Origin of the sequence: Stenotrophomonas sp. SBJS02, from assembly GCF_020428325.2 — a bacterium.
GTDB lineage: Bacteria > Pseudomonadota > Gammaproteobacteria > Xanthomonadales > Xanthomonadaceae > Stenotrophomonas > Stenotrophomonas africana.
This window is the reverse complement of the sequence record NZ_CP109812.1, coordinates 4,401,119-4,420,416: the sequence shown is the minus strand read 5'-3', so window position 1 is coordinate 4,420,416 and position 19,298 is coordinate 4,401,119. Positions and strand designations below refer to the sequence as shown.

The 19,298-nt window shown below is 67.1% G+C and carries 20 protein-coding genes and 1 pseudogene; 12 read left to right on the top strand and 9 right to left on the bottom strand.

All coding sequences use genetic code 11. The annotated features are described in order from the left end of the window. Positions 1-27: 27 nt before the first annotated feature. Entirely contained in the window at positions 28-228 is a 201-nt protein-coding gene (locus FQS62_RS20430) for a hypothetical protein (protein WP_268923011.1), read from the bottom strand. A 462-nt stretch (positions 229-690) separates the two neighbouring features. On the opposite strand from FQS62_RS20430, the gene FQS62_RS20425 reads away from it, so the two are divergent. Both FQS62_RS20425 and FQS62_RS20420 read left to right on the top strand, forming a co-directional pair. Continuing rightward, entirely contained in the window at positions 691-1,347 is a 657-nt protein-coding gene (locus FQS62_RS20425; RefSeq protein WP_208043947.1) for a hypothetical protein, read from the top strand. 72 nt (positions 1,348-1,419) lie between these two features. Further along, positions 1,420-2,385: a sodium:calcium antiporter gene (locus FQS62_RS20420; protein WP_049448447.1), complete on the top strand. Its 966-nt coding sequence runs from the start codon at positions 1,420-1,422 to the stop codon at positions 2,383-2,385. 131 nt (positions 2,386-2,516) lie between these two features. On the opposite strand, the gene FQS62_RS20415 is transcribed toward FQS62_RS20420, so the two are convergent. The 8 genes from FQS62_RS20415 to FQS62_RS20380 all read right to left on the bottom strand — a co-directional run bounded on the left by FQS62_RS20415 (position 2,517) and on the right by FQS62_RS20380 (position 10,516). Further along, on the bottom strand, positions 2,517-2,906 hold the full coding sequence (locus FQS62_RS20415; protein ID WP_012481450.1) for a Na+/H+ antiporter subunit G: 390 nt from the start codon (positions 2,904-2,906) through the stop codon (positions 2,517-2,519). Then, entirely contained in the window at positions 2,903-3,187 is a 285-nt protein-coding gene (locus FQS62_RS20410; protein ID WP_208043948.1) for a K+/H+ antiporter subunit F, read from the bottom strand. Before FQS62_RS20410 ends, FQS62_RS20415 begins: the two co-directional genes overlap by 4 nt. After that, positions 3,184-3,690 carry a Na+/H+ antiporter subunit E gene (locus FQS62_RS20405; RefSeq protein WP_208043949.1) on the bottom strand — a complete coding sequence of 169 codons (507 nt, stop codon included), beginning with the start codon at positions 3,688-3,690 and terminating at the stop codon, positions 3,184-3,186. The genes FQS62_RS20410 and FQS62_RS20405 overlap by 4 nt, the downstream gene beginning before the upstream one ends. Then, positions 3,687-5,222 (bottom strand): monovalent cation/H+ antiporter subunit D, encoded by a 1,536-nt coding sequence (locus FQS62_RS20400; protein WP_208043950.1) that lies wholly within the window; start codon positions 5,220-5,222, stop codon positions 3,687-3,689. The genes FQS62_RS20405 and FQS62_RS20400 overlap by 4 nt, the downstream gene beginning before the upstream one ends. Beyond that, positions 5,219-5,611, bottom strand: a complete 393-nt coding sequence (locus tag FQS62_RS20395) for a Na+/H+ antiporter subunit C (protein ID WP_005419863.1) — start codon at positions 5,609-5,611, stop codon at positions 5,219-5,221. Before FQS62_RS20395 ends, FQS62_RS20400 begins: the two co-directional genes overlap by 4 nt. Next, positions 5,611-8,439 carry a monovalent cation/H+ antiporter subunit A gene (locus FQS62_RS20390; RefSeq protein WP_088479404.1) on the bottom strand — a complete coding sequence of 943 codons (2,829 nt, stop codon included), beginning with the start codon at positions 8,437-8,439 and terminating at the stop codon, positions 5,611-5,613. Before FQS62_RS20390 ends, FQS62_RS20395 begins: the two co-directional genes overlap by 1 nt. Before the next feature lie 333 nt (positions 8,440-8,772). Beyond that, entirely contained in the window at positions 8,773-9,258 is a 486-nt protein-coding gene (locus FQS62_RS20385) for an Mpo1 family 2-hydroxy fatty acid dioxygenase (RefSeq protein WP_005411329.1), read from the bottom strand. Between the two features lie 331 nt (positions 9,259-9,589). Further along, on the bottom strand, positions 9,590-10,516 hold the full coding sequence (locus tag FQS62_RS20380) for a phosphoribosylaminoimidazolesuccinocarboxamide synthase (protein WP_049448436.1): 927 nt from the start codon (positions 10,514-10,516) through the stop codon (positions 9,590-9,592). 141 nt (positions 10,517-10,657) lie between these two features. Between FQS62_RS20380 and FQS62_RS20375 the strand changes: the two genes are divergently transcribed. From FQS62_RS20375 to FQS62_RS20330, 10 genes and pseudogenes are all read left to right on the top strand, one after another. Beyond that, positions 10,658-10,987 carry a J domain-containing protein gene (locus tag FQS62_RS20375; protein WP_005411327.1) on the top strand — a complete coding sequence of 110 codons (330 nt, stop codon included), beginning with the start codon at positions 10,658-10,660 and terminating at the stop codon, positions 10,985-10,987. Between the two features lie 30 nt (positions 10,988-11,017). Then, positions 11,018-11,692 carry a ribulose-phosphate 3-epimerase gene (rpe, locus tag FQS62_RS20370; RefSeq protein ID WP_208043951.1) on the top strand — a complete coding sequence of 225 codons (675 nt, stop codon included), beginning with the start codon at positions 11,018-11,020 and terminating at the stop codon, positions 11,690-11,692. Between the two features lie 59 nt (positions 11,693-11,751). Continuing rightward, the gene (locus FQS62_RS20365) at positions 11,752-12,234 is read left to right on the top strand and encodes a GNAT family N-acetyltransferase (RefSeq protein WP_049448432.1); all 483 of its coding nucleotides are present in this window, start codon (positions 11,752-11,754) and stop codon (positions 12,232-12,234) included. 223 nt (positions 12,235-12,457) lie between these two features. Beyond that, positions 12,458-13,387 (top strand): lipid kinase YegS, encoded by a 930-nt coding sequence (gene yegS, locus FQS62_RS20360; RefSeq protein WP_208043952.1) that lies wholly within the window; start codon positions 12,458-12,460, stop codon positions 13,385-13,387. A 300-nt stretch (positions 13,388-13,687) separates the two neighbouring features. Then, positions 13,688-15,163 carry an anthranilate synthase component I gene (gene trpE, locus FQS62_RS20355; protein ID WP_208043953.1) on the top strand — a complete coding sequence of 492 codons (1,476 nt, stop codon included), beginning with the start codon at positions 13,688-13,690 and terminating at the stop codon, positions 15,161-15,163. Positions 15,164-15,230: 67 nt separating this feature from the next. Beyond that, positions 15,231-16,010: an SIMPL domain-containing protein gene (locus FQS62_RS20350; protein ID WP_208043954.1), complete on the top strand. Its 780-nt coding sequence runs from the start codon at positions 15,231-15,233 to the stop codon at positions 16,008-16,010. Positions 16,011-16,012: 2 nt separating this feature from the next. Continuing rightward, positions 16,013-16,600: an anthranilate synthase component II gene (locus tag FQS62_RS20345; protein ID WP_046983686.1), complete on the top strand. Its 588-nt coding sequence runs from the start codon at positions 16,013-16,015 to the stop codon at positions 16,598-16,600. Between the two features lie 16 nt (positions 16,601-16,616). After that, a complete protein-coding gene (trpD, locus tag FQS62_RS20340; protein WP_046983687.1) occupies positions 16,617-17,648 on the top strand; it encodes an anthranilate phosphoribosyltransferase in 1,032 nt (343 codons plus the stop codon). A 74-nt stretch (positions 17,649-17,722) separates the two neighbouring features. After that, the gene (gene trpC / locus FQS62_RS20335) at positions 17,723-18,517 is read left to right on the top strand and encodes an indole-3-glycerol phosphate synthase TrpC (RefSeq protein ID WP_100435359.1); all 795 of its coding nucleotides are present in this window, start codon (positions 17,723-17,725) and stop codon (positions 18,515-18,517) included. Continuing rightward, positions 18,514-19,244: pseudogene (locus FQS62_RS20330) on the top strand (haloacid dehalogenase-like hydrolase). Before trpC ends, FQS62_RS20330 begins: the two are co-directional and overlap by 4 nt. Positions 19,245-19,298: the final 54 nt, after the last annotated feature.

The window sequence follows — 19,298 nt, the reverse complement described above, 5'->3', positions numbered from 1 at the left end:
CTTAATCCCCTCCGTCCCCTTTTTTCTTCAAGCGACCTCAACGAACGCGTCGCAATGCTCCAGCGGCAGCGCCTCCAGCAGGCGTTGCCGCACGCGCTGGCAATAGCCCTCCGAGGTCAGCCCGGGCAGCATCTGCATCGCCGATTGCAGCCGCTGCAGCACGTCTTCCTCTGCGCGTGCCTGCTGCAGGTCGCGGAACAATGCCGCCGCCTGCGGGTGACGTTGCATCTCCAGGATCCCTAGCATGTAGATTCGCGCGGCCACCAGCGAGCGGCGGCGTTCGACCGGCGTGGCGGCAGGCGCTGCCGGCGCCTGCGCCAATGCGGCCCCGGCCGGCCCGGCAACGGCTGGAGGGAGGGGCCGCCGCTGCCGGGCCGGTGCTCAGGTAGCCGGCCTGCACCAGCTGGATGACCATCGCCGGCGCCTCCGGGCCGAGCAGGCCGGTCAGTTCGGCGATGCTGCGCTGGCCGTCGCACAGGATCAGCAGCCGGCGCTGGCGCATGTCCAGCGGCGCGCGGTGGGCCTGCAGCGCGGTTCGGGCGAGGTCGGTCTTGCGCGGTTGCATGGAAGGGACAGCCAAGTCGGTGCACGCCGAGCCTGAACGAAGGCGATGAAACCGCGATGACAATGCAGCATCTGCACGTGCGCTGCGCTAGCGTGCAGCCATCTTCGCGCCAGGGAACCGCACCGATGAAGCACCTCCCGATTGCTGGTCTGTTGCTCCTTTCGCTCACCGCCTGCAGTGCCGGCCCCGACAAGCAGGGGGCGGCCGGCAGCGGTAGCGATACCCCGGCAGAAACCGCCTCGGCGACCGGGCCAGCCCAGTCGACGGATCCTGATCTGGCAGCCCGCCCAGCGAACGACCTCCGCAAGGACAGCCCTGCGCGGCTGGACGGCTTCGCCGGCGCGAAGCTGGGCGCTGGCATCGCCGAGATCCGCAGCGGTTTCGAAACGCCACTGCAGGGGCTGGGCACGGACGCGACCGGCAAACCGCTGCCGGCCGACGACAGCAACGACGGCTGCTACTTCCTGCGCCCGCAGAATGCCGAGGATCCGCGCCTGATGATCGAAGGCCGCAAGCTGGTGCGCTACGACGTGCGCAGCGCAGCCATCACGGCACCAGGTGGCGGCAAGGTCGGCATGACTCTGGGTGAGCTGCAGGTGCTGTACCCCGAGCGCGCTGATGTCGGCCCCGACAAGTACGATGAGAAGGCCCAGCACCTGCGCGTGCGACCGGCGCAGGAAGGCGATGCGGTGATCGACTTCGCGCTCGGCGCGGACGGCAGAGTCGGCGCATGGCGGGTCGGGAAGACCCCGCAGGTCGACTATGCCGAAGGCTGTGGCTGATCCTTGATCCACGGCCCAGCCACGCGCGCGGGCCAAGCGTAGAATCGCGGCACCACTGCTGGGGAGTGCTCGATGATCGCCATTGCCATTGCCTGGTTCCTGCTCGGCCTGCTGCTGCTGGCGCTGGGCGGGGACTCCATCGTCAAGGCCGTGTCCGGTCTGGCCCAGCGCTTTGGGGCCAGCGCGTTCACTGCGGGGCTGCTGCTGCTCGGGATAACCACCTCGTTGCCGGAACTGGCGGTCAACGCACGCGCGCTGGCGGTGGGTCAACCGGAGTTGGCACTGGGCAACGCGGTGGGCAGCAGCATCGTCAACCTGGGCCTGACCCTGGCGGTGGCGGCCATGGCTGCACCCCTGCTGCTGCGCGCGCGCCTGCAGACGGTACTGTGGTGGTCGCTGCTGGCGGCCGGCGTGCTGCTGATCCTGTTCGGGCTTGATGGCGGCCTTGCACGCTGGGAAGGCGGCGTACTGCTGGCCGGCTTCATCGTGGTGCAGGTGCTGTTGCTGCGCGGTGGTCGCAGCGAGAGTGAGGAGGTGCAGGTGGCCATTGCCGAATCCGCAGTGAGCCGCACCAGCCTGCCGTTGAACGTGCTGCGGGTGCTGATCGCGGCGCTGGCCCTGTACTGGGGCGCACGCCTGGTAGTGGGGGCCGCAGCGGATTTCGGTGCAGCCCTGGGTTGGACGCCGCTGCTGGTGGGCTTGCTGCCGGTAGCAGTCGGCACCGCATTGCCTGAGGTGGCCACCGCCATCGCTGCCGCACGCCGTGGTCATGGCGACATGGTGCTGGGCCACGTGCTGGGCTCCAGCGTGGTCAACCTGCTGCTGGTGATCGGGGCGATGGCGGTGCTGCAGCCGTTGGCCTTGCCGGCCTCGTTCGTGCGCCTGGAACTGCCTGCGCTGCTGGCGTTCGCGCTGGTGCTGTACCCGATGCTACGCGGCGACCTGAAGATCAGCCGTGGCGAAGGCGCGATCCTGCTGGTCGCGTTCGTCGGCTGGTTCGTGCTGGAACTGCTGCTGGTGGGCGCACCGGTGTTGTAGATCCACGCCATGCGTGGATGCGGTTGATTTCGTGCCGACCAACGGTCGGCACCCACCACCGATCACCCGGTGGGCCAACCTTGGTTGGCACTCGGGGAAAAAGCGCCGACCAAGGTCGGCCTCTACCGGAATTACCGGTTCTGCGTGGTTTCTTCTTCCCGCACCGGCTCCGGCGGCGGCAGCTGCTCCTCGGCGGCACGTTCGTTACCCGGCAGGGTGGGGCGGGTCTCCATCAGCAGCGACAGCGCGGCCTTGGCCATCATGTGTGCGCTGATCGGCGCGGTGATGAACAGGAACACGGTGATCAGCAGCTCGCGTGGCTGCGGGTCCTGGCCGAGGAAGATGTGGTAGCAGACCGAGCACACCAGCACGCAGCCCACGCCCAGCGTGCTGGCCTTGGTCGGTGCGTGCAGGCGCTTGAAGAACGTGGACAGCTTCACCAGGCCCAGTGCGCCGACCAGGATGAAGAAGCAGCCGAACAGCAGCAGGATCGACAGGCCGATCTGGATCGCGGTGATCATTCGACGATGTCCCGGCGCAGCACGAACTTGCTCAGCACCACGGTGCTGCCGAAGCCGAGCATGGCGATGATCAGCGCCGCCTCGAAGTAGATCGGCGAGTTGAGGTACATGCCAAACAGCATGAGCTCGGCGATTGCGGTCACCGACAGCGTGTCCAGCGCGAGAATGCGGTCGGGCACGGTCGGCCCGCGCAGCAGGCGCCAGGTGGCCAGCAGCATCGCCAGGCCGACCACGTGCATGCACGCCACCAGGGTGGTCTGGATGACTTCAAAACCGGTCATGGGAAGATCTCCATCAACGGCGCCTCGTAACGGCGCTTGATCGTATCGATCAGGTCCTGTGGGTCCTCCAGGTGCAGCACGTGCACCAGCAGGAACTTGCGGTCGTCGCTGAGCGCGGCCGAGACCGTGCCCGGGGTCAGGGTGATCATGCTGGTCAGCGCGGCGATGCCGTGGATGTTGGCGATGTCCAGCGGCAGCCAGATGAAACCCGGGTGGATGTTCTTCTCCGGGCCCAGTACCTGCAGGGCAACGCGGATGTTGGACATCAGGATGTCCCACAGGGTCACGCACAGCAGTTTCGGCAATGGACGCAGGGTGCCGATGCGGGCGAATTCGCGGTCCAGGCGTGCGGCGAACAGCGGCACCACCAGGCCCAGCAGCAGCCCCAGCACGATCTGGCCGAGGGTGAAGCTGTCGGACATCAGCAGCCAGAACGCCACCACCATGATGCTGAGCATCGGCGAGGGAATCAGGCGACGGAACGGGGAGCGCTGGGCAGTCATGGCTGGCGGATCTCCGGCGTGGTCGCACGCAGCTGCTGCACGTATTCGCTGGGTTGCAGCAGCTGTGCGGCGGTGGCGTCGGTGTAGCGCATCAGCGGTGCTGAGGCCAGGGTCATGCCGATGCCGTAGGCCAGCAGAAGGCAGGCCGCGTAAAGCTCGACCCGGCGCAGGCGGGCCTTGCGCGGCTTCGGTGCTTCCGGATCGACCGGCGGCACGCGCCAGAACAGGCGGATGCCGCCGCGGGTCAGGCCCATGATCACCAGCAGGCTGCTGATCAGCACGGCGGTCCAGACCGGGGCGGTGTACTGCGCCGGCATGCCGGCCAGCAGCGCGGCCTTGGCCAGGAAGCCCGACAGCGGCGGCAGGCCGGCCACCGACACCGCGCCGATCAGGAACAGCACCGCCGGCGTTTCCTTGCCCGGCATCGGCGCGACCACTTCCTTGCGGTCGCTGGCGCCGCCGCGACGGCGGCGGATCAGGTCGGCGATCAGGAACAGCGCGGCAGCGACGAAGCTGCTGTGCGGCAGGTAGTACAGGCCGGCGGAGAGCACCCGCGGCGTGCCCACCGAGAACGCGATGAACAGCGTGGCTGCCGACACGATCACCAGGTACGAGATCAGCACGCGCAGGCGGGTCGCGGCCAATGCGCCAAGGCCGCCCAGCACCAGCGTTGCCACGCCGGCCCACAGCAGCCAGTCGCGGCCATAGCCGGCCATCGCACCGGCATCGTCGCCGAACCACAGCATCTGGATGCGCAGCACCGAGTACAGGCCGACCTTGGTCATGATCGCGAACAGCGCAGCCACGGCGGCCGGTGCGCGCGAATACGCTTCCGGCAGCCACAGGTACAGGGGCATCAGCGCGGCCTTGGCGCAGAACACCAGCAGCAACAGGCCCATCGTCGCCTTCACCAGGGTCAGCTGCGCCGGCGGCACCTCGGCGATGCGCTGCGACAACTCGGCCATGTTCAGCGAACCCAGCGTGGCGTACAGCAGGCCCAGCGCGATCAGGAACAGGGTCGAGGCGGTGACGTTGAACACCACGTAGTGCAGGCCGATGCGCATGCGCAGGCCGCGGCCACCGCTGAGCAGCAGGCCGTAGGAGGCGATCAGCATCACCTCGAAGAACACGAACAGGTTGAAGATGTCGCCGGTCAGGAACGCGCCATTGAGGCCGACCAGCTGGAACTGGAACAGTGCATGGAAGTGCGGTGCGCGGCGGTCCCAGCCCGAGCAGGCGTGCAGCAGGCAGGGAATGGCCAGCAGCAGGGTGGTCAGCAGCATCCACGCCGACAGCCGGTCGGCCACCAGCGCGATGCCCAGCCGCGACGGCCAGTCGCCGAGCAGGTAGACGTTGATGTCACCGCCTGCGGTCGACGCGAACAGCAGGCCCACCGCCAGCGCCAGCGCCGACAGCGCGGTCCAGGCCACCGCGCGCTGCACCTTGGGGCCATAGCGGCGGTGTTCGACGAACAGCGACAGCGCAGCACCCAGCAACGGAATCAGGATCGGCAGGATCACCAGATGGTTCATGCGCGGTCCTCGCCCTGGCGCGGCGGTACGCGCTCATCCTGCAGGTCGTCATCCGGCTCGTGAGCGTCCACATGGTCGCTGTGGTTGTCGCTGCGGCTGCGCATGGCCAGCACGATGCTCACGGCGGTCATCGCGAAGGCGATCACGATCGCGGTCAGCACCAGCGCCTGCGGCAGTGGGTCGGTGTAGTTGCCGAGGTGGCTGTCCACGCCCTCCTGCAGTACGGGCGCCTTGCCCAGCACCACGCGGCCACCAGCGAAGATCAGCAGGTTGGTGGCGTAGGACAGGAAGGTCATGCCGAGGATCACATCAAAGCTGCGCGCACGCAGCAGCAGGTAGATGCCGATGGCGGTCAGTACGCCGATCGCGGTCGCCAGGGCCAGTTCCATCAGTGCATCTCCCCGGTGCGGGCCGAACGGCGTTGCAGGTCGATCTCACCCTTGCGGGCAGTGCGGGTACGCGACGGCTTGATCGTGCCCATCATCGACAGCATCAGCATGGCGCCGCCGAACACCACCAGATACACGCCGATGTCAAAACCAATCGCGCTGGCCAGCGGCACGTCGCCGATCAGCGGCAGGTGCAGGTCGAGGTGGCCGCTGGTGAGGAACGGCACGCCGAACAGCATCGAGGCACTGCCGCTGAGCAGGGCGATCAGCAGGCCCATGCCGATGCAGCGGATGTAGTCGAAGCCGAAGCGCGATTCCACCGACGCGGTGCCCTGGATCACGTACTGGATCAGCAGCGGCACCGCCAGCACCAGGCCGGCGATGAAGCCACCGCCCGGCGCGTTGTGGCCGCGCAGGAACAGGAAGATCGACACGGTCAGCGTCAGCGGGAACATGATCTGCGCCAGGTCGGCCGGCACCGGCAGCTTGATCGGCGGGCCGGGCATGATCTGCTCCGGCGCCATCCGCGTGCGCCGCAGCAGGGCATGCACCACCAGCGCGGCGATACCGAACACGGTGATCTCGCCGAAAGTATCGAAGCCGCGGAAGTCGACCAGGATCACGTTGACCACGTTCTGCCCATACGCTTCGGGCAGGGCACGGGCGAGCATCTCGCCGGCCATGGTGTTGGGCGGCAGCGTCATCGCGGAATAGGCCAGCGCACCCAGACCGGCGCCGGCGATGATCGCGATCACTGCATCGCGGCGCTTGCGCCAGCGCGGCCGCTCGGGCCCGGATTGCGCGGGCAGGTAGTTCATGCCCAGCAGCATCAGCACCAGGGTCACCATTTCCACCAGCAGCTGGGTCAGGGCCAGGTCGGGTGCGGACAGGAACACGAAGGTCAGCGCCACCATCAGGCCGACGCCGCCCACCAGCAGTACCGCCAGCAGGCGCTGCTTGTAGATGCGCAGGGTGGCAACGGCGCAGGCCATCATCACCAGCCACAGCACCCAGCCCAGCAGCGGGATGGGCTGTGGCGCGGTCCAGTTCGGCGAGGTCGGATTAGCCACGAAAGGCGCGGCCGCGACCACGATAGCCACCAGCACCAGGCCCAGCAGCATGCGCTGCAGGCTGCCGTTGGCGATGCCGTTGGTCAGGCGCATGGCCAGCGCGGAGATCGCGTCCAGCTGCGCGTGGAACACGTTGCGGCCAGTGCTGACGTTGGTCACCGCGTGCAGGTTGATCAGTTTGCGCAGGCCGAAGTACAGCGCCACGCCGCCGACCACGCCGATGGCGCTCATCGCCAGCGGCAGGTTGAAGCCGTGCCATACCGCCAGGCTGTACTCGGGCATGGCGCTGCCGAGGATCGAGGCCGCAGCGGCATGCAGCACCGGCGCCACGGTCAGTGCGGGTGCCACGCCCACCGCCACGCAGATCACTACCAGCAGTTCCACCGGCACCTTCATCCAGCGCGGTGGTTCGTGGGGCACGCGGTCCAGGTCGTGCGGGCCGGGGCCAAAGAAGGTGTCGTGCACGAAGCGCAGGCTGTAGGCCACCCCGAATACGCCAGCCAGCAACGCGGCGATCGACACCGCCGTGCGCATGATCCCCGGGCCTCCGGCCGTGATCGCCTCGGCAAACAGCATTTCCTTGGACAGGAAGCCGTTGAGCAGAGGGATGCCGGCCATCGCCAGCGAAGCGATGATCGCCAGTGCGCTGGTGAACGGCATTAGCCTGCGCAGGCCGCCCAGCTTGCGCATGTCACGGGTGCCGGTCTCGTGGTCGATGATCCCGGCGGCCATGAACAGCGAAGCCTTGAAGGTGGCGTGGTTGAGGATGTGGAACACACCAGCCACCACCGCCATCGGCGTGGACAGGCCGAACAGCAGGGTGATCAGGCCCAGATGGGAAATGGTCGAGTAGGCCAGCAGGCCTTTCAGGTCGTGCTGGAAGATCGCGTTCCAGGCGCCGATCAGCAGGGTCAGCGCGCCGATGCCGCTGACCGTATAGAAGAACAGGTCACTGCCGGCCAGCGCCGGATGCAGGCGCGCCAGCAGGAACACGCCGGCCTTCACCATGGTGGCCGAGTGCAGGTAGGCCGAGACCGGGGTCGGCGCGGCCATCGCATGCGGCAGCCAGAAGTGGAACGGGAACTGCGCGCTTTTGGTGAAGATGCCGGCCAACACCAGAAACAGTGCGTACGGGTACAGCGCGCTGGCGCGGATCTGCTCGCCGGCGGCCAGCACCACGTCCAGGTCGAAGCTGCCGACGATGCGGCCGATCAGCAGCACGCCACCGAGCAGTGCCAGGCCGCCGCCGCCGGTGATCACCAGCGCCATGCGCGCGCCTTCACGGGCGTCCTGGCGGTGCGACCAGAAACCGATCAGCAGGAACGAGCTGATGCTGGTCATTTCCCAGAAGATCATCAGCAACAGCAGGTTGCCCGACAGCACCATGCCCAGCATGGCGCCCATGAACAGCAGCAGGTAGCAGTAGAAGCGGTGCGCGTTGTCCTGCTGGCTCAGGTAGTAGCGCGCGTACAGCACCACCAGCGCGCCGATGCCCAGCACCAGCCCGGCGAACATCCACGCCAGCCCGTCCAGGCGCAGGGTGAAGTCCAGCCCGATCTGCGGCAGCCAAGGGACCATCGTCCGCACCACCTGACCGTCGAGTACGGACGGGGTCAGCCAGCCGAGGATGGCCAGCCCACCCAACGGCGCCAGCGCCGCCAGCCAGGCAGCAGTCGAGCGCGAACTACGGGGGAAGGCCGCAACAGCCGCTGCCATCAGGAACGGCAGGGCCAGCAGCAGGGGCAGGCTGGGGAGCATGCAGGGAATCCATGATTCACGAGCAGGTCAGGGAGGATAACAGGCCGCGAAATGTCGCCGAAACCCATCAAACAGCGATCAATTGCATGTAACGTTCGCTGATTCATTTTTTCTGCGGTGCAGCATCGCGTTCCTGCAGTCCCTCCCGGTTGCCCTCGGGGGACACCCCTACGCCCACGCAGGCGGACCGCAGGCCCTGTCCCACAGGGGCTGCCGTCGGCGGGCGGGACGTGGGGAGCGAGTCACCGGCGCAGGCTGGCAGGGCCGCCGTGGAGCGTGGGTGACGGAATCCGCCCGTTCAGGAAACGATGGGCGTCGTCGACCCTGGGCAGGTCAGTAGCGCCAGTCGAGCTTGCGGTAGAACTTGGCCATCACCCAGGCCGGGCCGATCAACAGGTAGGTCAGGTCGGTCAGGAAGCTGGGCTTGCGGCCCTCGAACTTGTGGCCGATGAACTGAGCGATCCAGGCCACCACGAACACGCCCACCGCCAGCCAGAACAGGTTGTGCAGGCCGATCTCGGCCTCCAGCAGGCGGCACAGGCAGCCGAATACGAAGAACTGGATGAGCATACCGATGCCCAGCGGGCGCGACAGCTTGTTGTAGAAGCACCAGGCGCTGAACATCGCGAACGCCGACCAGATGCCGTACTGGAACCAGGTGATCAGCGGCGGCAGGCACCACAGCAGGGCCACCACCGACCACAGGATCGCCGGAACCGCCACCACGTGGATGCGCTGGTTGATCACATTGCGGTGGTCGTCGGAGTAGCTGGCGAAATAGCGGTCGATCGGCCGCGCAAGCTCGGTGGATGTCTGCATGCGGCCAGCATACTCCGCCGGGGCCGGGCGGTGAGGGGCGGCGAAGTGGTGGGCGGACGGGGTGGGGCGCACCGGGTCGGCCCGATGGGTGGGGCGCACCGGGTGGGACCGATGGGTGGGGCGCACCGGGTGGGACCGATGGGGCGGGGCCGACCGGGTAGAGTCGACTGTTAGTCGACTATCGCGCGCAGCGCGGGAATTTTCGCCGTGGGAACGAAGAGCAGTCGACTAACAGTCGACTCTACGCAGTCGACCGCATCCCAGCAGACGCACCGCCGTCGGCGGTCGCGCCTTCAATACGCCCCCGCCCTTCCGGACGGGGACAGGGGGATCAGTCGACGCTGATCCCGGCCAAGCGCTGCAGCGCCTCGGCGTACTTGGCGCGGGTGCGCTCGATGATCTCGGCCGGGATGTTCGGGCCCGGGGCGGTCTTGCCCCAGTCCAGCGTCTCCAGGTAATCGCGCACGAACTGCTTGTCGTAGCTCGGCGGGCTGGTGCCCACTTCGTACTCGTCGGCCGGCCAGTAACGCGAGGAATCCGGCGTCAGCATCTCGTCCATGATGTACAGGCGGCCATCGGCGTCGGTACCGAACTCGAACTTGGTATCGGCCAGGATGATGCCGCGCTCGCGCGCGTAATCAGCGGCGAACTTGTAGATGCGCAGGGTGGCGTCGCGCACGCGCTCGGCCAGGTCCGCACCGACCTGCTTCACCATCGCATCGAAATCGATGTTCTCGTCATGGTCGCCAACAGCGGCCTTGGTCGAGGGGGTGAAGATCGGCTCGGGCAGCTGCTCGGCCTGGCGCAGGCCGTCGGGCAGGTCGATGCCGCTGACCTTGCCGGTGCGCTGGTAATCCTTCCAGCCGCTGCCGATCAGGTAGCCGCGGGCGATCGCCTCCACCGGCACCGGCTTCAGCTTGCGGGTGACCACCGCGCGCTTGGCGTACAGGGCCGGGTCCACGCCCTCGGGCAGCACGCTGGCCACGTCGATGCCGGTGAGGTGGTTGGGCATCAGGTGCGCAGTCTTGGCGAACCAGAAGTTGGAAACCTGGCAGAGCATCTCGCCCTTGCCCGGAATCGGGTCGGGCAGGACCACGTCGAACGCCGACAGGCGATCGGTGGCCACCATCAGCAGGTAGTCGCCCGGCGGGGTCCCTGCGGGCAGCCGCTCGCGCGGGATATCGAACACATCACGCACCTTGCCGCGGTGGCGCAAGGGCAGGCCGGGGAGATCGGATTGCAACAGCGTGGTTGGCACGGGCACTCCTGGGGCGTTGTCGATACGGCTGCCCAACGGACCCGGCGGGCCCGCTGACCAGCGGGCGGCCTAGTGTAAAGCCGTCCGGGCCCGCTGTGACGTAAAATGAGCGTCCATTTCGTCGGTCGACCCCGGAGCGCCATGCGCTGGTACGGAAAACTGCTCGGATTCATCGCCGGCGCCCTGCTGTTCCGGCCCAATCCGCTGTTTGGTGCAGTGGTCGGCCTGCTGATCGGCCATGCCTTTGACTCGGACTGGTTCCGCCTGAACAAGGAGAACCCATACCGGGAGCTGGGGCTGACCTCCGAGGCTACCGATGCCGAGGTCGAGCGCGCCTACCGCAAGCTGATCTCGCAGTACCACCCCGACAAGCTTGGCGGCGCCGCCCCCGAGCTGCAGCAGCAGGCCGAGCAGAAGTCGCGGCGGATCAATGCCGCCTACGACCGCATCAAGACCCTGCGCAAGCGCTGACCCTCTTTCCCCTCGTTGCAAGGCCCGGCCATGTCCCACTGCCTCATTGCCCCCTCCATCCTGTCCGCCAACTTCGCCCGCCTCGGCGAGGAAGTCGACAACGTCCTCGCCGCCGGCGCGGACTGGGTCCACTTCGACGTGATGGACAACCACTACGTGCCGAACCTGACCATCGGCCCGATGGTCTGCCAGGCGCTGCGCAAGCACGGCGTCACCGCCCCGATCGACGTGCACCTGATGGTCGAGCCGGTGGACCGCATCATCCCGGACTTCGCCGAGGCCGGTGCCACCTACATCAGCTTCCACCCGGAGGCCAGCCGCCACGTGCACCGCACCATCCAGCTGATCCGCTCGCTGGGCTGCAAGCCGGGCATCGTGCTGAACCCGGCTACCCCGGTGGATATCCTCGACTGGGTGCTCGACGACCTGGACCTGGTGCTGCTGATGTCGGTCAACCCGGGCTTTGGTGGCCAGGCCTTCATCCCCTCGGCGCTGGACAAGCTGAAGGTGGTGCGCAAGATGATCGATGACAGCGGCAAGGACATCCGCCTGGAGATCGACGGCGGCGTGAAGGCCGACAACATCGGCCAGATCGCGGCTGCCGGTGCCGACACCTTTGTCGCCGGCTCGGCCATCTTCAACGCCAAGACCAGCTACCAGGACGTGATCGCGCAGATGCGTGCGAACGTCGCCGCGGCACGCTGACAAAAAGGGGACGGAGGGGATTAATCTCGTTTAATTCCCTCCGTCCCCTTTATCTGCGCATGGCACTGTTGAACATCCGTCCGGCCACCGAGGCCGATGCTGGCCTGATCCTGCATTTCATCCGCGAGCTGGCGATCTACGAGAAGGCCGAGCATTCGGTGCAGACCGATGAGATCGGCATCGCCGAGAGCCTGTTTGGTCCCGATGCCACTGCACGCGCACTGATCTGCGAAGCCGACGGCGAGGCCATCGGCTACGCCGTGTATTTCTATAACTACTCGACCTGGCTGGGCCGAAAGGGCATCTACCTGGAAGACCTGTATGTCAGCCAGGAAAAGCGCGGCGCCGGCGCCGGCAAGGCACTGCTGAAGTACATCGCACGCCAGGCCGTGGCCGAGGGCTGCGGTCGTTTCGAATGGTCGGTGCTGGACTGGAATACCCCGGCCATCGAGTTCTACACCGCCGCCGGCGCGAAACCGCAGGATGAGTGGACCGTGTACCGGCTGCAGGGCCAGGCGCTGCACGATTTCGCCAACGGGTGAGATGACGTGCATCCACGCATGGCGTGGATCTACTGCTGGGCAAAAAAAGCCACGCCAATCACTGGCGTGGCCTCGCTGCATGCGTGGGAGGCTGATCCTGCCTCCATCCGTCGTCCCTGCTATGGCCTCCCATTCTCCGGTAGCTGAATGACATCTGCGTGACATTCACTGCGGACAAACAGCGCATTGCTAGCCTGTGCCACCGCATACTTGGAAGCTCTGCATGACCACCCCGCGCTGGCGCCTGATCCTCAACGGTAAATCCGCCGGCGATGACGCCCTGCGCGACGCCGTCGGCCATTGGCGCGGGCAGGGCGTGCAACTGGAAGTGCGGGTGACGTGGGAGGATGGCGACGCCGAACGCTACGTGGCCGAGGCGATCGATCATGGTGTGGACGTGATCGTGGCCGCCGGTGGCGATGGCACGCTCAGTGCGGTGGCCGAGACCCTGGCGCACCGTGAGGAACCAGCGGATGCGCTGCCATCACTGGCACTGATTCCGATGGGGACCGCCAACGACTTCGCCACGGCCGCCGGCATTCCCACCGAGCCGAAGGAGGCCTTCGCCTTGATCGGGCAGGCGACGCCGCATGCGATCGATCTTCTGCGCGTGGACGCCGATGGCACGCAATGGTGGTGCGCCAATCTCGCCAGCGGTGGCTTCGGCACGCAGGTGACGGTGGAGACCGATGCCGGCTTGAAGAAGATGCTGGGCGGGCTGGCCTACGTGATCACCGGCATCGCCAAGCTGGGGCGGATCGAGCCGATCCACGCGTGCCTGTCGGGCCCGGATTTCGCGTGGGAAGGCGATTTCATCGCGCTCGGCATCGGCAACGGTCGCCAGGCCGGTGGCGGCCAACAACTGTGTCCGCAGGCACTGATCGATGATGGGTTGCTGGATGTGACCGTGCTTCCGGAGCTGGAGGGTGAAGTCACGGCCACGCTCGGCCAGATGCTGAAGTCCGGCACCCAGGCCGCGCTGGAACAGTTGGCAACGCGCGCGCGGCTGCCGTGGCTGCAGGTGGAGTCCGAGCGCCCGTTGACGCTCAACCTCGACGGTGAACCTGTGCAGGCCCAGCGTTTCCGGATCGAGTGCGTGCCGGGCCGGGTACGCATGCACCTGCCGGCCGGTTGCCCGTTGCTGGCTGGGTAGGGAGGTAGAGTCGACTGTTAGTCGACTGCTTTTCGTTCCGACGGCGTAAAACCCCGCGCTACGCGCGCAAGTCGACTAACAGTCGACTCTACCGGTCCGCGTCGTCGGTTCCCGTGGCTGGCCCCGCCCGTCCCGTGGTTCAGTTTCCCAGGGTTCCCCTCCCGCCGATCCTGCGATACAGTCAAGGGGTGTCCAGCCTGACGACCCCGCATACCCTTTCTTCCGCACGCCGTTGGTGGCGATGGTGGCCCGTTGCCGTCGTCCGCCCCCATAACGCTGTGTCCCGGAAGGAAAGTCGTCTTGAACTCGCACGCTCAGTTTCTGCAGCAGGCCGCTGAAGGCCACACCCATATTCCCGTTGTCCGCGAAGTGCTGTCCGACCTGGACACGCCGCTTTCGGTTTATCTGAAGCTCGCCGACGGCCCCAATACCTACCTGTTTGAATCCGTCGAAGGCGGCGAGCGCTTTGGTCGTTACTCGATCATCGGCCTGCCGGCACGTCGCGTGTACGCCTTCCATGGGCACACCCTGACCGTGCGCGAGGACAGCCAGGTCGTGGAAACCCGCGAAGTGGCCGATCCCTTCGCCGAGGTCGAGGCGCTGCGCAGCGCCCACTCGGTGCCGAAGCTGGACGGCCTGCCGGGCTTCACCGGTGGTCTGGTCGGCTGGTTCGGTTTCGAGTGCATCGGCTACATCGAGCCGCGCCTGGCCCCGCCGGCTGGCCGCGATGAGCTGGGCACGCCGGACATCCTGCTGCTGGACTCCAACGAACTGGCGGTGTTCGACAACCTGAAGGGCCGGCTGTACCTGATCGTGCATGCCGACCCGCGTACCGACGGTGCCTTCGAGCAGGCCCAGGCACGCCTGGATGCGTTGACCGCCAAGCTGCGCGCACCGGGTGCCGGCTATCCCGCACCGCTCAACAGCGACGTGCTGGACGAGTCCGATTTCGTTTCCGGTTTCACCCGCGAAGGCTTCGTCGATGCGGTCCAGCGCAGCAAGGAGTACATCCGTGCCGGCGACATCTTCCAGGTGGTGCTCAGCCAGCGCCTGAGCGTGCCGTTCAAGGCGCGCCCGGTGGATGTGTACCGCGCGCTGCGTGCACTGAATCCCTCGCCCTATATGTACTTCCTCGATGTCGGCGACCTGCAGGTGGTCGGCTCCTCGCCGGAAATCCTGGTGCGCCTGCAGGACGGAGAAGTGACCGTGCGCCCGATCGCCGGCACCCGCCCGCGTGGTGCCACGCCCGAGCTGGACCAGGCGCTGGAAGTCGAGCTGCTGGCCGATCCGAAGGAACGCGCCGAGCACCTGATGCTGATCGACCTGGGCCGCAACGACGCCGGCCGCGTGTCCAAAGCCGGTACCGTGGAAGTGGGCGAGCAGTTCGTGATCGAACGCTACAGCCACGTCATGCACATCGTCAGCGAAGTGACCGGGCAGCTGCAGCCGGGCTTGAGCTACGCCGACGTGCTGCGCGCCACCTTCCCGGCCGGTACGGTCAGCGGTGCGCCGAAGATCCGCGCGCTGGAAGTGATCCGCGAGCTGGAACCGATCAAGCGCAATGTCTACGCCGGCAGCATCGGCTACATCGGCTGGCACGGCGATGCCGATACCGCGATCGCGATCCGCACTGCGGTGATCAAGGACGGCCGCCTGTACGTGCAGGCCGGCGCCGGCATCGTCTACGACTCGGACCCGGACAAGGAATGGGACGAGACGATGAACAAGGGCCGTGCCCTGTTCCGCGCCGTCGCCCAGGCCGCCAAGGGTCTGTGAGTTCTACCGTGCCGTGGCCGACGCCGCGGCACCTTCCGCTGTTCCCATTCAAGACAAGGAGTACCGCATGAAGCTGCTGAGCGCATTGCTGTGGTCGTCACTGCTGGCCACGATGGCCCCGCCTGCGTGGGCGCAGGCCAATACCATTCCCTCGCAGCCGCACCTGCTGGTGAAGGGCGAGGCGCGTCGCGTGGTGATGCCGGATCGGTTCGGCCTGCAGTTGAACATCGAAGAGACCGACATGGACGCGGATGCGGCGCGCCGCCGCGTGCAGGACAACGTTGCCCGCGTGCTGGCGCTGTTCAAGCAGTACAAGGCGGTGGAAGGCAGCGTACGTGCGGACAACCTGCGGATCGGTCCGGCAACCCGCTATGAGCAGAGCCGGCAGGTCTTCATGGGTACCCAGGTGTCGCGCCAGTTGCGCGCCAGCTTCGCCAGCGTGAAGCAGATGCAGGACGTGCTGGGCGCACTGAAGGCCAATGAGAACGTGCAGGTCAGCAGCGTTGCCCCGACCTACTCCGGTGAAGTCGCGCTGCGCCGCGAGCTCAAGGGCGAGGCCGCGGCCAAGACCCGCGAGTCCGCGCAGGGACTTGCCAAGGCCTATGGAACAAAAGTGCGCGGCCTGTACAGCATCTCCGATGTGGCGCCGAACTTTGCCTATGGCATCCAGGCCGGGCAATGGCCGCAGCCGGGCGAGGATGGTGAGTATCTCGACAGGATCTCGGTGACCGGCAGCTACGCACCGGCCTCGGCGCCGGCGCCCGCTGAACGCGAATCCATCGAAGCCGGCCCCATCACCTACACCGAAAACGTATACGCCATTTTCCTGATAAGCGACGGAACCTGACCATGTTGTGGATGATCGACAACTACGACAGCTTCACCTACAACCTCGTGCAGTACCTGCAGACGCTGGGCGCCGAGGTGAAGGTGGTGCGCAACGATGCGATGAGCGTGGACGAGATCGCCGCGCAGAAACCCGAGCGCATCGTCATCTCGCCCGGCCCGTGCACGCCCAACGAAGCGGGCGTGTCGCTGGCGCTGATCGAGCGCCTGGGCCCGACCACGCCGATCCTCGGTGTGTGCCTTGGCCACCAGGGCATCGGCCAGGTCTACGGCGGTACGGTGATCCGTGCCGGCAACATCATGCACGGTAAGACCTCGCCCATCCGCCATGAAGGCAAGGGCGTGTTCGCCGGCCTGCCGGACCGCTACCAGGCTACCCGCTACCACTCGCTGGTGGTGGACAAGCACAGCCTGCCCGACGCGCTGGAAGTGACCGCCTGGACCGAGAACGAGGACGGCTCGATCGAAGAGATCATGGGCCTGCGCCATCGCCAGTTCCCGGTGGAGGGCGTGCAGTTCCACCCCGAATCCATCCTCACCGAACACGGCCACGCCCTGCTGCGCAATTTCCTGCAGCGCCCGGCGGCTTGATCCAAGGAGCATTCCCATGAGCTTCTCCCCCCAGGAAGCCCTGCAACGCACCATCGAACACCGCGAGATCTTCTTTGACGAAATGGTCGACCTGATGCGGCAGATCATGCGCGGCGACGTGTCGCCGATGATGACCGCCGCCATCCTCACCGGCCTGCGCGTGAAGAAGGAAACCATCGATGAGATCGCCGCGGCGGCCACAGTAATGCGCGAGTTCGCGCTGGCGGTGCCGGTGGCCGATACCACCCACCTGGTCGATATCGTCGGCACCGGTGGCGATGGCTCGCACACCTTCAACATCTCCACCTGCGCGATGTTCGTCGCCGCTGCCGCCGGCGCGCGCGTGGCCAAGCATGGCAACCGCAGCGTGTCGTCCAAGTCCGGCAGCGCCGATGCAGTCGAAGCGCTGGGTGCGGCCATCGAGCTGCAGCCGGCGCAGGTGGCCGCGGCCATCGAACAGACCGGCATCGGCTTCATGTTTGCGCCGATCCATCATCCGTCGATGAAGGTGGTCGCGCCGGTGCGCCGCGAGATGGGCGTGCGCACCATCTTCAACATCCTCGGCCCGCTGACCAACCCGGCCAGCGCACCGTCGGTGCTGATGGGCGTGTTCCACCCCGATTTAGTGGGTATCCAGGCACGCGTGCTGCGCGAGCTGGGCACCGAGCGCGCCATGGTGGTCTGGGGCCGCGACAACATGGACGAGATCTCGCTGGGCGCCGGCACCCTGGTCGGCGAGCTGCGTGACGGCAAGGTGCGCGAGTACGAGATCCACCCGGAGGACTTCGGCATCGCCATGTCGGCCAGCCGCAACCTGCGCGTGGATGGCCCGGAGCAGTCCATTGCCATGCTGCGTGCGGTGCTGGACAACACCCCTGGCCCGGCGCTGGACATCGTGGCCCTGAACGCAGGCGCCGCGCTGTACGTGGCCGGCGTGGCCAGCGACATCGGCGATGGCCTGGCCCGCGCCCGTGCCGCCATCGCCAACGGCAGCGCCCGTCAGCGCCTGCAGCAGTACGTTGACACCACCCGCGCGCTGGTAGCCTGAGCGCGCGGTTCAGCCCGACCCCCTCGATGGCCGATAATGGCCGTCCTCACCGCCCCCGCATTGAACCGACGACGATGAGCGACATCCTGCAGACGATCCTGGCCCGCAAGGCCGAAGAAGTGGCCCAGCGCCGTGCCCAGCGTCCCCTCGAGGACCTGCAGGCCGCCGTGGCCAGCGCCCCGCCGGTACGTGGCTTCGTGCGCGCGCTGCAGGCGGCGGTGGCCAACGGCGACCCGGCGGTGATCGCCGAGGTGAAGAAGGCCAGCCCGTCCAAGGGCGTGATCCGCCCGGATTTCCGCCCGGCCGACATCGCCGTCAGCTACGAGTTCGGCGGCGCCAGTTGCCTGTCGGTGCTGACCGATGTGGACTTCTTCCAGGGTGCCGATGCCTACCTGCAGCAGGCCCGTGACGCCTGCACGCTGCCGGTGCTGCGCAAGGACTTCGTGATCGACGCCTACCAGGTGTACGAGGCGCGCGTGCTGGGCGCCGACTGCATCCTGCTGATCGTCGCCGCGCTGGACGACACGCAGTTGGCCACGCTGTCCGAACTGGCGATGTCGCTGGGCATGGATGTGCTGGTGGAAGTGCACGACATCGACGAGCTGGAGCGTGCGCTGCAGGTGCCGGCGCCGATGATCGGCATCAACAACCGCAACCTGCGCACCTTCGAGGTGTCGCTGCAGACCACGCTGGACATGCAGAAGGCGGTGCCGCGTGATCGCCTGCTGGTCACCGAGAGCGGCATCCTCGGCCCGCAGGACGTGGCGCTGATGCGCGACGCCGGCATCCACTCGTTCCTGGTGGGCGAGGCCTTCATGCGCGTGGAAGAGCCGGGCGAGGGCCTGCGTCAGCTATTCTTCGCGGCATGAAAACGCACTATCCAACGCCGCGCGAGGATGCGCCGCTGGTGGTCTTCGACTTCGACCACACCCTGTACGACGGCGATTCGGGCACCCACCTGTTCGCCTCGCTGATCAAGCGTAATCCGCTGCGGATGCTGGCGGCGCTGCTGGTCACCCCGATCGCCGGGCCGCTGGTGGCGATGCTGCCGACCCGTCGAACGGGTATTTCGGTCTATGTGTGGATCGGCAGTTTCGGCCTGCACCGTGCGCGCGATTTCAACAAGGTGATCGACGCCTACGTGCTGCGCAACGAGGCGCAGATGCGCGCCAAGCTGCTGCCGCAGGCGCTGGAGGTGTTCGCCGCGCACCGTGCCAAGGGGGACCGCGTGGTGGTGGCTACAGGCGCACCGCCGGAACTTGCGCGCGCGATCCTGGCCTTCGTCGCCCATCAGGACGTGCCGGTGATCGGTACCGAGGTCGGCCCGCGGCTGGGCGGCGTCGGCCCGACCCGCCACTGCCACAATGAAGAGAAGATGCGCATGCTGCGCGAGCGCGGCTACGGCGACATCGACATCGCCTATTCCGACAGCACCGCCGACCTGCCGCTGCTGCTGGCTGCCAAGCGCCGGTGGTGGTGAACCCGAAGCCGGGCAGGGTGGACTTCTTCCGCCGCGTGCTGCCGGCGGGCACCCGCATCCTCAACTGGGGCTGCGTGGACCGCGGTGGCGACAAGGCTGATTCGAGCCTGTTGTAGAGTCGGGCCATGCTCGGCTGCCTTTGTAGAGTCGAGCCGTGCTCGACTGCTTTC